The organism is Aureimonas sp. CAS (genome assembly GCF_059838215.1).
In genome coordinates this window covers 3,446,270-3,460,044 of the sequence record NZ_CM187563.1, presented here as the reverse complement: position 1 = coordinate 3,460,044, position 13,775 = coordinate 3,446,270, and the positions used below count along the sequence as shown (strand labels likewise).

The 13,775-nt window shown below is 71.0% G+C and carries 15 protein-coding genes; 8 read left to right on the top strand and 7 right to left on the bottom strand.

The annotated features are described in order from the left end of the window. Positions 1-24: 24 nt before the first annotated feature. Positions 25-1,047 (bottom strand): LacI family DNA-binding transcriptional regulator, encoded by a 1,023-nt coding sequence (locus tag AC6R2M_RS16710; RefSeq protein ID WP_500484090.1) that lies wholly within the window; start codon positions 1,045-1,047, stop codon positions 25-27. 173 nt (positions 1,048-1,220) lie between these two features. Between AC6R2M_RS16710 and AC6R2M_RS16705 the strand changes: the two genes are divergently transcribed. Genes AC6R2M_RS16705 through AC6R2M_RS16695 form a run of 3 tightly spaced genes read left to right on the top strand, consistent with a single transcriptional unit; the run spans position 1,221 to position 3,907 of the window. Continuing rightward, on the top strand, positions 1,221-2,393 hold the full coding sequence (locus AC6R2M_RS16705; protein WP_500484088.1) for a CobW family GTP-binding protein: 1,173 nt from the start codon (positions 1,221-1,223) through the stop codon (positions 2,391-2,393). Further along, entirely contained in the window at positions 2,393-3,370 is a 978-nt protein-coding gene (locus AC6R2M_RS16700; protein WP_500484086.1) for a WD40 repeat domain-containing protein, read from the top strand. Before AC6R2M_RS16705 ends, AC6R2M_RS16700 begins: the two co-directional genes overlap by 1 nt. A 39-nt stretch (positions 3,371-3,409) precedes the next feature. Then, complete coding sequence (locus AC6R2M_RS16695) at positions 3,410-3,907, top strand: RipA family octameric membrane protein (RefSeq protein WP_500484084.1); 498 nt, start codon at positions 3,410-3,412, stop codon at positions 3,905-3,907. Positions 3,908-3,921: 14 nt separating this feature from the next. Here AC6R2M_RS16695 and AC6R2M_RS16690 read toward each other — a convergent pair whose 3' ends face one another. Both AC6R2M_RS16690 and AC6R2M_RS16685 read right to left on the bottom strand, forming a co-directional pair. Beyond that, positions 3,922-4,545: a glutathione S-transferase family protein gene (locus AC6R2M_RS16690; protein ID WP_500484082.1), complete on the bottom strand. Its 624-nt coding sequence runs from the start codon at positions 4,543-4,545 to the stop codon at positions 3,922-3,924. A gap of 115 nt (positions 4,546-4,660) precedes the next feature. After that, complete coding sequence (locus tag AC6R2M_RS16685; RefSeq protein ID WP_500484080.1) at positions 4,661-5,047, bottom strand: PRC-barrel domain-containing protein; 387 nt, start codon at positions 5,045-5,047, stop codon at positions 4,661-4,663. 157 nt (positions 5,048-5,204) lie between these two features. Between AC6R2M_RS16685 and AC6R2M_RS16680 the strand changes: the two genes are divergently transcribed. The 4 genes from AC6R2M_RS16680 (at position 5,205) to AC6R2M_RS16665 (ending at position 8,511) form a co-directional block, all read left to right on the top strand. Then, complete coding sequence (locus tag AC6R2M_RS16680) at positions 5,205-5,618, top strand: translation initiation factor 2 (protein WP_500484078.1); 414 nt, start codon at positions 5,205-5,207, stop codon at positions 5,616-5,618. 168 nt (positions 5,619-5,786) lie between these two features. Next, entirely contained in the window at positions 5,787-7,169 is a 1,383-nt protein-coding gene (locus AC6R2M_RS16675; protein ID WP_500484076.1) for a L,D-transpeptidase, read from the top strand. A 109-nt stretch (positions 7,170-7,278) separates the two neighbouring features. Further along, positions 7,279-8,142, top strand: a complete 864-nt coding sequence (locus AC6R2M_RS16670; RefSeq protein ID WP_500484074.1) for an extensin-like domain-containing protein — start codon at positions 7,279-7,281, stop codon at positions 8,140-8,142. A 63-nt stretch (positions 8,143-8,205) separates the two neighbouring features. Then, positions 8,206-8,511: an excalibur calcium-binding domain-containing protein gene (locus tag AC6R2M_RS16665; protein WP_500484072.1), complete on the top strand. Its 306-nt coding sequence runs from the start codon at positions 8,206-8,208 to the stop codon at positions 8,509-8,511. 50 nt (positions 8,512-8,561) lie between these two features. Here AC6R2M_RS16665 and cobT read toward each other — a convergent pair whose 3' ends face one another. Next, positions 8,562-9,581, bottom strand: coding sequence for a nicotinate-nucleotide--dimethylbenzimidazole phosphoribosyltransferase (cobT, locus tag AC6R2M_RS16660; RefSeq protein WP_500484070.1), 1,020 nt, complete (start codon positions 9,579-9,581; stop codon positions 8,562-8,564). 180 nt (positions 9,582-9,761) lie between these two features. On the opposite strand from cobT, the gene cobS reads away from it, so the two are divergent. Next, on the top strand, positions 9,762-10,532 hold the full coding sequence (cobS, locus tag AC6R2M_RS16655; RefSeq protein WP_500484068.1) for an adenosylcobinamide-GDP ribazoletransferase: 771 nt from the start codon (positions 9,762-9,764) through the stop codon (positions 10,530-10,532). A 10-nt stretch (positions 10,533-10,542) separates the two neighbouring features. Here the strand turns inward: cobS and cbiB are convergent, their stop codons facing one another. The 3 genes from cbiB to AC6R2M_RS16640 are packed head-to-tail and all read right to left on the bottom strand — an operon-like array spanning position 10,543 to position 13,774. Continuing rightward, positions 10,543-11,499 carry an adenosylcobinamide-phosphate synthase CbiB gene (cbiB, locus tag AC6R2M_RS16650; protein WP_500484066.1) on the bottom strand — a complete coding sequence of 319 codons (957 nt, stop codon included), beginning with the start codon at positions 11,497-11,499 and terminating at the stop codon, positions 10,543-10,545. Continuing rightward, complete coding sequence (gene cobD / locus AC6R2M_RS16645; protein WP_500484064.1) at positions 11,496-12,512, bottom strand: threonine-phosphate decarboxylase CobD; 1,017 nt, start codon at positions 12,510-12,512, stop codon at positions 11,496-11,498. The genes cbiB and cobD overlap by 4 nt, the downstream gene beginning before the upstream one ends. Then, positions 12,509-13,774 (bottom strand): cobyrinic acid a,c-diamide synthase CobB, encoded by a 1,266-nt coding sequence (locus AC6R2M_RS16640; protein WP_500487635.1) that lies wholly within the window; start codon positions 13,772-13,774, stop codon positions 12,509-12,511. Before AC6R2M_RS16640 ends, cobD begins: the two co-directional genes overlap by 4 nt. Position 13,775: the final 1 nt, after the last annotated feature.

Here is a 13,775-nt window from a genome sequence, read left to right as displayed (position 1 = left end):
TCTCCCGTGGCGTCATTGGAAATGTCAGGCCCCGCCCGGTCGGCAGGCGCTCGACTGGCGGATCTTGAGTTCGGGCGTGATCAGCTCGACCGCCTCCACGGCAGGCGCGCCCGACAGGCGCGCGGCGAGGCAGTCGGCCGCCCGCCGGCCGACCTCGCTCTGGCCGTTGGCGACCGTGGTGAGCGAGGGCATGGCGATGGCGGCCTCGTCCACGTCGTCGTAGCCGGTGACGGCGATGTCGACGCCCGGCCGCAGCCCCTCGCGCGAGAGGCCGTACATGAGGCCGAGCGCGACGAGGTCCGAGAAGCAGGCGATGGCCGTCGGGCGGTCGGGAACGGCGAGCACGGCCGCGGCCGCGTCGAAGCCCGAATGGCGGTCGCGCGGGCCCTTGATGCGGAGCTCGGCCGAGGCCTCCAGCCCCGCCGCCTCCATCGCCTCGCGCCAGCCGCGCTCGCGCTCGCGGCCCGTGGAGGTCGCGTCCGTGCCGCCCACCATGGCGATGCGGCGATGTCCGCTCGCGATCAGATGATCGACGACGAGCCGCATGCCGAAGCGATCGTCGCCGTGGAAGCTGGTGACGCCCGAGCCCTCCACGGTGCGCGCGATCAGCGTCACCGGCAGGTCGTTCTCCTCCGCGAGGCGGATGTCGGAGGCGGGCGTGCCGACCGAGGGCGACATGATCAGCCCGTCGGCGCCCAGTTGCAGCATGGTGTCCACGAAGGCCCGCTGCTTGGGCAGCGCGTCGTAGTGGTTGCAGAGGACGAAGGTCTGGCGGTGGCGGTCGAGCTCGCTCTCCACCGATTTCAGGATTTCGCCGAAGAACGGATTCATGATGTCGGCCACGCACACGCCGACGATGCCGGACTTGGAGGTGCGGAGGCTGGCGGCGCGGCGGTTGTAGATATAGCCGGTGGCGCGCGCCTCTTCCTTGATGCGCTCGCGCGTGACCTCCGCGACCAGCGGCGAATCGCGTAAGGCCAGCGAGACCGTCGCCGTCGACAGGCCGAGCCGTTCCGCGATGGTCGACAGTTTGACTTTCTGAGCCACCACTCTCCCGTCGCGCCGTGGCAGGACTTCGACGGGTGTAGCTTCGGACAGGACGCGGCGCAACAAGTCGTCAGGCGCCGAAGAAACGGCGCCGCACAACGGCCGGCTCCCCCTCGTGCATTCCCCGCGCGCCTTGCCTATATCGGGGCGCGAGCCGCGAAGGAGTAGCGACCATGTCCGAGACGAGCCAGAGCGCGAAGACGAACGACCAGATCCCCGTGACCGTCCTCACCGGCTATCTGGGGGCCGGCAAGACGACGCTTCTCAACCGCATCCTCTCGGAGGATCACGGCAAGCGCTACGCCGTCATCGTCAACGAGTTCGGCGAGATCGGCATCGACAACGACCTCATCGTCGAGACCGACGAAGAGATCTACGAGATGAACAATGGCTGCGTGTGCTGTACGGTGCGCGGCGATCTCGTGCGCGTCGTGGAGGGGCTGACCAAGCGCAAGGGTCGCTTCGACGCCATCGTCGTGGAGACGACGGGCCTCGCCGATCCCGTCCCCGTCGCGCAGACCTTCTTCATGGACGAGGACGTGCGCGCCAAGACCAAGCTCGACGCCGTCGTCGCGCTGGTGGACGCCAAGCATCTCGGCCTGCGGCTGAAGGACTCCAAGGAGGCCGAGGACCAGATCGCCTTCGCCGACGTCGTCCTCGTCAACAAGACCGACCTCGTCTCCCCGGAGGAGCTGGCGGCGGTCGAGGCGACCGTGCGCGCGATCAATCCGCATGCGGTGATGCACCGCACCACCCGCGCCGGCATCGATCTGAAGCGCGTCCTCGGGCAGGGCGCCTTCGACCTGTCCCGCGTCCTCGACGAGGACCCCGATTTCCTGGTCGAGGCCGAACAGGCGCATGACGAGCATGTCTGCGGCCCCGACTGCGACCACGATCACCATCATCACGGCCACGACCATCACGGCCATTCGCACGATCACGATCATGGGCATACGCATGATCACGGGCACGATCATGGGCATGGGCACGGTCACGGACACCACCACCATCACGGCGAGGTCGCGCCGATCCACGACGTGACGGTGAAGTCGGTGTCGCTCTCCGGCGGCGAGCTCGACCAGAACCGCTTCTTCCCCTGGATCCAGACCCTGACCCAGACGGAAGGGCCCAACATCCTGCGGCTCAAGGGCATCCTCGCCTTTGCCGGCGATCCGGACCGCTACGTCATCCAGGGCGTCCACATGATCGTGGAGGGCGACCACCAGCGCGCCTGGCGCGAGGACGAGACGCGGCAGAGCCGGCTCGTCTTCATCGGCCGCGAGCTGGACGCCGCGCGGCTCGAGGCCGAGTTCCGCTCCTGCCTGAAGAAGCCCGCCGCCGCCTGATGCCCTCGATCGCGCCCTACCAGTTCGAAGGCCATGTCGAGGCCGCCCTCTATCTGAAGGACCGCCCGGTCTTCGCGCTCAGCGACGGCACGGTTCGCTTTCCGGCCGGCGGCGAGACGGCGCTCGACACCCACGAGGGCGGCCTTCTGGTCGCCCGCGCCGATCCCTTCGCCCATCGCCTCCTGACGGGCGGCGAGGACGGGCGCGTCGTCGCCACGCAGCCGGACGGCACCCAGATCGAGTTCGCGAGCGTCGGGCGCTCGAAGTGGATCAACGCGGTGGCCGGCGGCCCGAAGGGCGCGCTCGCCTTCGCCAGCGGCCGCTCGGCCTATGTGGTGGACGGCGGGCGGGTGCGCGAGTTCGCCCATCCGCGCTCGGTGGAAGACGTCGCCTTCGCGCCCAAGGGCCTTCGGATCGCGACCGCGCGCTACGACGGCGCCAATCTCTACTTCGCCGGCACCGACGCCGAACCGCAAAGGCTGGAATGGAAGGGCGCCCACACCGACGTCTGCTTCTCGCCGGACGGGCGCTTTCTCGTCACCGCCATGCAGGAGAACGCCCTGCACGGCTGGCGGCTCGACGACGGCAAGCACATGCGCATGACCGGCTATCCGGTGAAGGTGAAGAGCTGGTCGTGGTCGGCGAAGGGCCGCTTCCTCGCCACCTCCGGCGCGCCCGCCGCCATCCTCTGGCCCTTCACGGGCAAAGACGGGCCGATGGGCAAGGCGCCGCTCGAACTCGGCACGCGCGGCGACACGATGGCGGTCTCGGTTGCCTGCCATCCGACCGACGACGTGGTGGCCATCGGCTATGCCGACGGCATGATCCTCGCCGTTCGCATCGAGGACGCCAAGGAGGCGCTGTTGCGCCGCCAGGGCAACGCGGCGATCTCGGCCATGGGCTGGGACCCGACCGGCCGCTTCCTCGCCTTCGGCACGGAGGAGGGCGAGGCGGGGATCGTCGACATCTCGGGCTGACCGGCCCGCCGCTCCGCTTCCCAACGCTTCAGGCGCGCCATGGCCGACGACGACATTCCCATCATCGACACGAACTCGCACAGCGAGAATGTCGGCCTGCTCGCCGCCTATCGCAGCGAGATCCGCTTCGAGACCGAGCTTCTGTCGGGGCGGCTCAACGCCTTCCTGTCGGCGCAGTCCTTCCTGATCATCGCCTATGCGACCTCGATGAGCGGCGCGCTCGATTCCGCGCCCTACTACATGGTGCTGGTGCCGCTGCCGCTGGCGCTGCTCGGCCTCATCCTCTCGATCTACGCCTGGCCGAGCATCCGCACCTCCTACGAGTCCATCTCGAAATGGCAGGAGCGGCAGGAGGAGCTTCTGACGAGCCGGACCGACATCGCCACCTACTGGCCGACCTCGGGGCCGCAGCGCGGGCGCTACGATCCCTCGCTGATGGTCGGGCTGCAGCGCTCCTCGCTCTTCGCCCGGCACACGCCCTGGATCTTCTCGATCGCCTGGATCTATTTCGGCGGCCTCGCCTTCTTCTGGAATTGACGGCGGACGGGCGATCAGCCCTCTTCGGCTCTGATCGCCGCCTGCGTCGCCTCGCGCGCGCCGATCCGCTCCAGATGGGCGAAGACATGCGGCGTCTTCTCGGCCGAGCCGAAGCCCCGGTCGCGGTACCAGCGAGAGAACAGGAAGAGATAGGGGTCGCAGATCGTGTAGCGGTCGCCGTGGACGAAGTCGCGCCCGTCCGCCAGCATCTCCTCGATCAGGCCGAAATGGGCGTCGAGCGTCTCGGGCACCTTGCGCTTGAGGGACTCGCGCGCCGCCTCGTCGTCGGCGTAGCGCGCGCCGCGCCGCTCCAGCGCGAAGGTCACGTGCACCGAGGAGGAGAGGAAGGAGTTGATCGCTTGGATCTCGGCGAAGCCGTGCGGATCGTCCAGCGGCGCGAGCCGCGCCTGCGGATAGGCCATCGCGACATAGGCGAGGATGGCGATGGATTCGGTGATCGTGCCCCGATCGGTGACGAGCGCCGGAACCCGGCCCTTCGGATTGACCTTCAGGAACTCGGGCCGGCGCTGCTCGCCGCCCTTGAGGTCCACCGCGGCGATCTCGAACTGCGCGCCGGCCTCGATCAGCGCGATGTGCGCGGCGAGCGAACACGCCCCCGGCGAATAGAACAGCTTCATCGTCCCGCATCCTCCCCCTGTTCCGGCCGAGAGTGGAGGAGCGCCGCTGACGGCGCAAGGGGTGGCAGATGGTCGTCAGGGGCGGGCCGCCGAAGCGGGCCCGCCCCCTCGGCCGTCAGAGATAGCCGACGCCGTAATAGTCGTGGACGCGGCGGCCATAGGCCTCGTCGCCCCAGCTCGGACGGTTCGTTTCCGCGTAGCGCGGCGCGCCCTCCAGCTGCTCGCGCGTCAGGCCCACCACGTAGCCGCCCTGGCGCTCGTCGTATTTCAGGACGTTCCAGGGCAGCGGGTGATACTCCTCGCCGATGCCGAGGAAGCCGCCGAAGGACATGATGGCGTATTTCACGCGGCCGTCGCGCTTCCCGATGACGACGTCGTGGATATGGCCGAGGCTGTCGCCGTCGGTGTTGTAGACCTTCGTGCCGTTCACGCGGCTCGCCTCGATCGCGTCGACGCCGGTCTCGATTTCGCCGGACGGTCCCGTTCCCATGGTCGCGGACATGATCGTCTCCTTTTCGCGTGGATTGGCGGAAGGAACGTCCCCCCGCCCTCGCAGTTCCGGAAAAACGGGCGGTCCGGCGCCCGCGTCGTCTTCGAACGGCGTTGCGCCCGTGCCATGGAGAGCGCCGCTCCCCCGCTCGATGAAAGGGTCCCGGTTCATGATCTTCGCCCGTCTCCTTCTCCTGCCGGCCCTTCTGGCGCTTCCCGCCTGCGGCACGATCCAGCGCGGGGTGGAGGAGCCGGTGCGCATCGAGGTGACGCCCGCCAACGCGACGATCCGCACCAGCCTCGACGTCGCGTGCCAGGGCTCCTGCACGGTGCGCGCGCCGCGCTCGCGCGACTTCACGGTGACGGCGAGCGCGCCGGGCTACGAGACCGCGACCGTCGAGGTGCGGCGCCGGATCAGCGTGGCCGGCGCCTCGGGCGTCGCGCGCAACGCGCTCGGCGGACCGACCGTCGTCGGGGTCGGCGTCGATCTCTACACGCGCGCGGCCTACGACCACGTGCCGAACCCGGTGGTGATCGAGCTGGAGCGAACGCGCGCGCAAGGGCCTCAGCGTCCGGGGTCCTGATGCCGTCGGACTCGCCGGAGCGTGATCGGCGCGACATCTTCATGCCGGGTTCATTTGCCTTTCGTTAGGCTTGATGAGGGATGAATGGAGACGTTCGCCCCTCTCGGGCATTGATAGGGACCGGCGCCTCCTGAACGTCGGCGGGAACGAAGAGACGGAGAGACGCCGATGAGGGTTCTGTCGGGCATCGCGATTGGCATCCTGGCGATTCCGTTCGGGCTCGGCGCCGTTTCGGGCGAAGCCTTCGCGCAATATTACGATCCCTATCGCGACAGCCCCTACTACCGTTCCTTCGAACCCGACCGCTCGAGCGGCAACGAGAGCTTCATCGACGAATACGGCCGGCTGATCACGGTCGATCCCTATGGCCGGGTCGTCGCGGTGGAGGAGCGCGGACCGCAGGGCGCCATCGTGCTCGACGGCCCCCCGCCCCCCGGCGCGGTGCTGGAAGGCCCGGTCGGCACCGTTCCGCCGCGCTACGGCGACCCCTTCACCGGCCAGGACTGGGATTCGGCGGCCGAGCGTCCGGTCGAGGCGCAGCCTCTGCCCGCGCCCGGCACCGAGCCGAGCCAGACCGCCGCCCTGCCGCCGGAGGGCACCGATCCCTACGCCACCGGCTCGATCGGCCCGCAGCAGCCGCCGCAGCTCTGGACCCAGCAGCCCGAAAGCGACCCCGCCCCGACCGTCGCCGGCCCGACCGGGCCGAACGCCAAGGCGCAGGTCGCCGCCTATCAGGTGATCCTCGACCGCGCCGGCGCCTCGCCGGGCGTCATCGACGGGCAGATGGGCTCCAACGTCAATAAGGCGGTCGCGGCCTACGAGGAGATCACCGGCCGCTCGATCGACTTCAACGACCCGCAGGCGCTGGCCGAGGAGCTCTACGCCACGGGCGGGCCGGCGGTCATCGAGTACACGATCACCAACGAGGACGTCTCCGGCCCCTTCGTCGCCTCGATCCCGAGCGACTATTCGGAGAAGGCGCTGCTCGACCACATGTCCTACGAGCGCGTGACCGAGAAGCTCGCCGAGCGCTTCCACATGGACGAGCGCTACCTGCAGGAGATCAATCCGGGCGCCGACTTCAACCGTCCCGGCACGATCATCAAGGTCATGAATGTCGGCGACCGGATCACCACGCCCGTCGTGCGCATCGAGGCCGACAAGGGCCGCAAGCAGGTGCGCGGCTATGGCGAGGACGGCCGTCTCGTCGTCGCCTATCCGGCCTCGATCGGCTCCTCCTCCACGCCGTCCCCCGAGGGCGAGGTCGAGGTGACGCGCATCGCGCTCAACCCGAACTACACGTACAATCCCAAAGTCAATTTCCAGCAGGGCGAGAACACGCAGATCCTCACCATCCCGCCCGGCCCGAACGGCCCGGTCGGCACGGTCTGGATCGCCCTCTCGCGCCCGACCTACGGCATCCACGGCACGCCCGAGCCCTCGCAGATCGGCCGCACCTATTCCTACGGCTGCATCCGACTGACGAACTGGGACGCGACGGAACTGGCCAAGATCGTCTCCCCCGGCGTCACGGTCACCTTCGTCGAGTGACGGGAACGGCGCCTCCTGCGGGCGCCGTTTTCGCATGGGACCGCACAAAGGCCGCTTTCGCCGGCCGATCCTTCTCGAGCCGTTCGGCTAGGAACGGCGAGGAGGAACGATGCCGAGCCTGATCCCGCTGCAGGGGGCCGCCCTGATGCTGCTCCTCTGCGCCTCTCCCCTCGCCGCACAGACCGAGACGCCGGGCGATGAGCCGGCTTCAACCGGCGTTCCGACGCCCGAGCCCCGCCCGAAGGACGATTCGGCGCCCTCGGACGAAGCAGCCGGAACGGAGGATGGCCCGGCCGAGGACACGGATAAGGACGAGGACGAGCCGGCCTATGTCTCGCCCGACGAGGCCCGCACCTCGCCCGAGGAAAGCGCGCCGGAAACGCCCGACTTCGACGTGACGCCGCAGGAGAGCGTCGAGGCGGCGCGCGCCGTCGAGGATGCCCGCGCTTGCGAGGCGGAGCTCACCGCGCGCGGGGCGCGGTTCACCGTCTCCCCCAGCGTCTCGGAGGGCGAATGCGGGGTGCTGCGGCCCGTCTCGCTCACCCGCACCTCCTCCGGCGTCGTTCTGGGCGCGGACACGCGGATGCTCTGCCGCACCGCGCTCGCCTTCGACATCTGGGTGACGGAGGGCGTCGTTCCCGCCGCCCGCGAGACGCTCGGCGCCGACGCGCCCTCCGCGATCGGGGAGGTCTCGACCTTTGTCTGCCGCGACCGCGCGAGCGAAAGCGGCGTCTCCGAGCACGGTCGCGGCAGCGCCATCGACGTCGGCGCCTTCGCGTGGGAGGAGCGCGCGCCGGTCGCCGTCGAGGCGCAGGACGCCGGCTCGCCCGAGGACCGGTTCCTCGCCGCCGTCCGGCGCGCCGCCTGCGGCCCGTTCAGGACGGTCCTCGGTCCCGGCACCGATGCCGACCACGCGGACCATCTGCATCTCGACATCGCCGCACGCTCCAACGGCTCGACCTATTGCCGGTGAGCCGTAACGCGCGTCTCTCCCGTCCGCCTTGCGGGCGAGGCGTTCGCCTGCCACTATCGACTTATGGTTGCGAAACGTCTCGTCGCGGCGATGCTCCTCGCCGCGTTTCAACTCTCTTCGGTCTTCGTCCCGTCTGCATGGGCGCAGCAGTCCCCGAGCGTCCGGGAGGCCTTCGAGGCGCTTCGCGAGCCGCAGCTTCTGGCGCAGCGCCGCCAGACCTGCGGCGACATGCGCTCCTGCCGCGAAGCGGTGATCCTCTGGTGCGACGGCTACACCCGCGCGGACGGCGACGGAGACGGGATCCCATGCGAGACCGTCTGCTCGACGCTCGCCGAGGTGAACGAGATCCGCGCGGAGATCGGCTGCTGACGCCGGACGGTGGGAGGGGACCGGATCGCTCCCCGAGGCCCTGACGGGGCTCAGAGCTTGCCCGAGACCTTGGCCTGTTCGAAGGTCGCCATGCCCGTGTGACAGGCGGCCGCGGCCTTGACGATGCCGGCGGCGAGCGCCGCGCCCGTCCCCTCGCCGAGCCGCATTCCCAGCGCCAGGAGCGGCACCTTGCCCATCGCCTCCAGCGCCTTGCGGTGGCCCGGCTCGGCGGAGACGTGCCCGAACAGGCAATGGTCGAGCGCCGAGCGGTCCAGCGCGTGAAGGACCGCCGCCGCCGCGCTCGCGGCGAAGCCGTCCACGATGACGGGCACGCGCTGCACGCGGGCCGCGAGGATCGCGCCGGCCATCGCGGCGATCTCGCGCCCGCCGAGACGCCGCAGAACCTCCAGCGGATCGGTGAGATGCGCCCGGTGCAGGTCCAGCGCCTCCTGTACGACCGCTGCCTTGCGCTTCACGCCCTCCGCGTCCTGCCCCGTGCCGGGGCCGACCCATTCGGCGGCCGTGCCCCCGAAGAGGCCGGCGAAGATCGCCGCGGCCACCGCCGTGTTGCCGATCCCCATCTCGCCGATGCACAGGAGGTCCGGCTCGTCGTGCAGGCACTCCATGCCGAAGGCCATGGTCGCCGCGCAGGCCTTCTCCGACAGCGCCGCCTCGGCGGTGATGTCGGCCGTCGGATGGTCGAGCGCGAGGTCGAACACCTTGAGGCCGAGCCCGTAGGTCTGGCAGATCTGGTTGATTGCCGCGCCCCCGGCCGCGAAATTCTCGACCATCTGCCGCGTGACGGAGGACGGATAGGCCGAGACGCCGCGCGCCGCGATCCCGTGATTGCCGGCGAAGATCGCGACGACCGGACGGTTCACCGCCGGGCTGGCGCGGCCCTGCCAGACGGCGAGCCAGGCCGCGATCTCCTCCAGCCGCCCGAGCGAGCCCTCGGGCTTGGTCAGCGTCTCCTCGCGATGGCGCACCGCGTGGAGCGCCGCGCCGTCGGGGCCGGGCATGCGGGCGAGGAGCGCGCGGATGTCGTCGAAGGGAAGGCCGGTGGCGGACATGGTGTCGGGCTCGATATTTCACGTGAAACGGTGAGCCCGGGTGTTAGAGCATCGGCCCGCAAATCGGAATCGATTTCCAGAAGGCCCGTCGATCCGATGCGGGGGCGCGCCTTCGGGAATGCGAATGGCAGCCGGCGAACAGCGCGTGACGGAGCCGGGCCGGCGCTGCTACGAGCGGACATGACCGGCCATCTCGACGCCACCTTGCGCGCCCTCGCCTTCCTCAGCCGCCTGCCGCCGGTGGGCCGCGCCTTCCACGGCGAGCACCGGCTCGGCGACGACGCCCACGCCTTCCCGGCCGCGGGGCTTCTCGTCGCCCTGCCCGGCGCGGCGCTCCTGGCGCTCGCCCAGGCGCTGGGACTCTCGGCGCCCGTCGCGGCGATCCTCTCGCTCGCCCTGACGATCGGCCTCACCGGCGCGCTGCACGAGGACGGGCTGGCGGACACGGCGGACGGTCTCTTCGGCCATCACCCGCGCGAGCGGGCGCTCGCCATCATGAAGGACAGCCGCATCGGCGTGTACGGCACGCTCGCGCTGATCCTGGTGCTCGGCGCCAAGGTCGCGCTCCTCGCCGAGCTTCTGACTCACGGGACCGGCGCCGCGATCCTGGCGCTTCTCGCCGCCGCCGCCGCCAGCCGGGGCGCGATGGCCCATCTCTGGTCGAGCCTGCCGGCCGCCGAGCCCGGCGGTCTCGCGTCGCGGGTCGGCGCGCCGGATGCGCGCGCCGGGCGGGCCGCGATCGCCATCGGCCTCGTCGTTTCGGCCGCCTTCGGGGCGCTCGCCGCCGGGGCGCTCGGCCTTCTCCTGCCGACGCTTGCCGGCCTTTGCGCGCATCTCGCCTTCCGCCGCTTCGTCCGTCGGCGCCTCGGCGGGGCGACAGGCGACACGATCGGCTGCGACCAGCAGCTCGTCGAGGTCGCGATCCTGACCGGCTTCGCGCTCGCCCTCTAGAAGCGCCGCGTCACAGGGCGGAGAGGACGAGGCCGGCGGCGGAGAAGAAGAGCAGGATCCCGCACAGAAGGCGGAAGAGATCGAGCGAGCGGGCGATGTCGCAGCGCCCCGCATCGCGCCGCCCTTGCGCGTTGAGGAACGGCGCGTCGACCTCCAGTTCGCCGTAGCGGCGCGGTCCCCCGAGCGCGAGGCCGAGCGAGGCCGCCATCGCCGCCTCCGGCCAGCCCGCATTGACGGAGCGATGATTGGGGCCATCGCGTCTGGCCGCGCGCCAGGCCTCGCGCGCTCTCGGCCCCAGAAGGGCGAAGAGGCCGGCGGTGAGCCGGGCGGGGACGTAGTTGGCGACATCGTCGAGCCGCGCGGCGGCCCAGCCGAAGTCCCGGTGGCGGGCGGAGAGATGGCCGATCATGGAATCGGCCGTGTTCAGCATCTTGTAGGCGAGGAGCCCCGGAAGCCCGGCGAGGAGAAAGGCGACGACCGGCGCCACGACGCCGTCCGAGGCGTTCTCGGCCAGGCTCTCGATGGCCGCGCGGGACACGCCGGCGGCGTCGAGCCGGTCCGGATCGCGGCCGACGATCATCGAGACGGCGCGCCGCCCCTCCGCGAGGCTCGCGAGCAGCCCGTCCGCCACCGCCGACACATGGGCGGCGAGGCTCTTCTGCGCCAGGAAGATCGAGACGATTACGCCCTCCAGAAGAAGGCCGGCGAAGCCGAGGGACAGGCAGGCGGCGTGGATCGCCCAGCCGATGGCGGCTGCGCCAGCCAGAAGCAGGAGGCAGGCGAGGACGCCCAGAGCGCGGCGGCGGCCGGGCGTGTCGCGCTCCCGGTTCCAGTTGCGGTCGAGCGCGTCGATGGCGCGCCCGAAGAGGACGACCGGATGGGGGATGCGGGCCCAGAGGCCGGGCGGATCGCCGATCGTGCGATCGAGAAGCAGCGCGAGGGTGAGGACGAAGAAGATCTCGCTCAAGCGCGAACCTCTGAAAGGGCGTCCGCCAAGGCCGCCGACAGGCGCGCGGCCGCCTTGTCGTGCGCCGGGACGCCGAAACGCAGCCAGCCGGGTTCCGTCGCGAAGGGCCGGGTGAGGATCCGCCGGCGCGCCAGCGCCTCGAACAGGGCGTGGGCCCTCTTGTGATGGGCGAGCGCGAAGAGCGGGGTGGAGCCGAGAACCGGGAGCCCGGCCGCGTCGAGCGTGCGGAGAAGCAGGCGGCCCTGCGCCGCCACGCGCTCGCGCTGGCGGCCGTCCGCCGCCTCCTCGCGCATCAAAGCGGTCGCGATCTCGATGGCCGGTCCCGAGACGGCCCAGGGGCCGAGCCGCTCCTCCAGACGCCGCCCGAGGGCCGGCTCGGCCAGCGCGAAGCCGAGGCGAAGACCCGCCAGACCGTAGAACTTGCCGAAGGAGCGCAGGACGAGAAGGCCCACCCGGCCCGCCTCGCCCGAGACGCTTTCGGCCGGATCGGGGTCCATGAAGGCCTCGTCGACGACGAGAAGGCCCTCCCGTCCCGCCAGTTCGTCGGCCAGATCGAGGAGGGCGGGCCGGGAGAAGCGCCGTCCGTCCGGATTGTTCGGATTGACGACCACAAGGAGCCGGGTTGCCGCGTCGATGTCGTCCGGCCTTGCGATCGCCCGGACGGCATGGCCGGCGGCGTCGAGCGCCGCCGCGTGCTCGGCATAGGTCGGGGAGACCACCGCCGCGTCGCCGGGGCCGAAGAGGTGGGGCCAGAGCGAGATCAGGCTCTGGGTGCCGGGCGCGGGCACGATGGAGGCTCTCTCCGGCGCGCCGTAAGCGCGACGGGCGGTCTCACGCAGCGCGGTCTCGGCCTCGCGCTCGGGCAGGCGAGTCCAGGCGTCAGGGGATATCGCAGGCAGGGACGGCGCGCGCGGCGCGATGCCGGTGGACAGGTCCAGCCAGTCCGCCCGCTCGCCTCCGTAAGCCCGGATCGCGCCGTCGAGCGCCCCGCCGTGGACGAGCGCGTCCCTCATGTCCGGTCGATCACATGCGCGAAGGAGCCCATGACCCGGCCGACGCGCAGACCCATCGGTCCGACCGTCGCGCCGAGCGCGTCGCGCGCGGTGAACAGCCGGTCGGCCTCCCCTTCGTGAAGGATGGTCGCGTAGTGGAACTCGTGGCCGACGAGCGGCCCGTCCCATGGACCTGCGGTCGCGGGTTCTAGCCGCCGATAGCCGAGGTGACGCTTTCGGACCCGAAACGATGTTCGCAGCGGAAGCAGGCCAAGCATTTCGTGGGTGACGCCCTCTTCATCCTCCAGCGTTTCGCCCAGGCTCATATAGCCGCCGCACTCGCCGTAGATCAGCGCGCCGCGCGCGGCGGCGGCGTTCATCCCGGCGCGAAAGCCGACATTGCCGGACAGGCGACCGGCATGAAGCTCGGGATAGCCGCCGGGCAGATAGACCGCGTCGGCGCTCTCCTCCGGCGTCTCGTCGGCCAGCGGCGAGAAGAAGGAGAGCTCGGCCCCCGCCTGACGCCAGCCTGCGAGAAGATGCGGATAGGCGAAGGCGAAGGCGGTGTCGCGCGCGACCGCGATGCGGCTTCCCAGCGGCGCCAGCGGCGCGGCCTCGCGCGCCGGGGCATCCGCGCCGCATGGCAGGGCGGCGAGGTCGATCCCGGCCTCGATCCAGTCGGCCGCGCGGTTCAGGAAGGCGTCGAGATCGTCGTGCTCGCCCGCCTGCACGAGGCCGAGATGGCGCTCGGGCAGAGCGAGGTCGGCGCGCGGCGGCAGGGCGCCGAGGATCGGAAGCGCAAGCGGCTCCAGCGCGCCGCGCAGCATCGCCTCGTGGCGCGGCGTGGCGACGCGGTTGAGGATCAGCCCCGCGAGCGGCACGTCCGGCCGGTGCGTGGCGAAGCCCCGCACGAGCGCCGCGACCGAATGGGACTGGCGCGCGCAGTCGACGATGAGGACGACCGGCAGGCGAAGAAGGGCGGCGAGGTCGGCGGCCGAGCCCGTTCCGTCGGCCGCTCCGTCGAAGAGCCCCATCATGCCCTCGACGACCAGCCCGCCCTTCGGCGCGAGGCCCGCGATCAGCGCGGGGCGCATGGCGAAGGGGTCGAGATTGACGCATTCGGCGCCGCTCGCCGCCGCGTGGAAGGCCGGGTCGATATAGTCCGGCCCCGCCTTGGCGGAGGCGACGGGAACGCCGCTTCGGCGCAGCGCGCGCAGGAGCCCCAGCGTGACCGTCGTCTTGCCGGCGCCCGAGGACGGCGCGGAGACGAGGATGCGAGGCAGG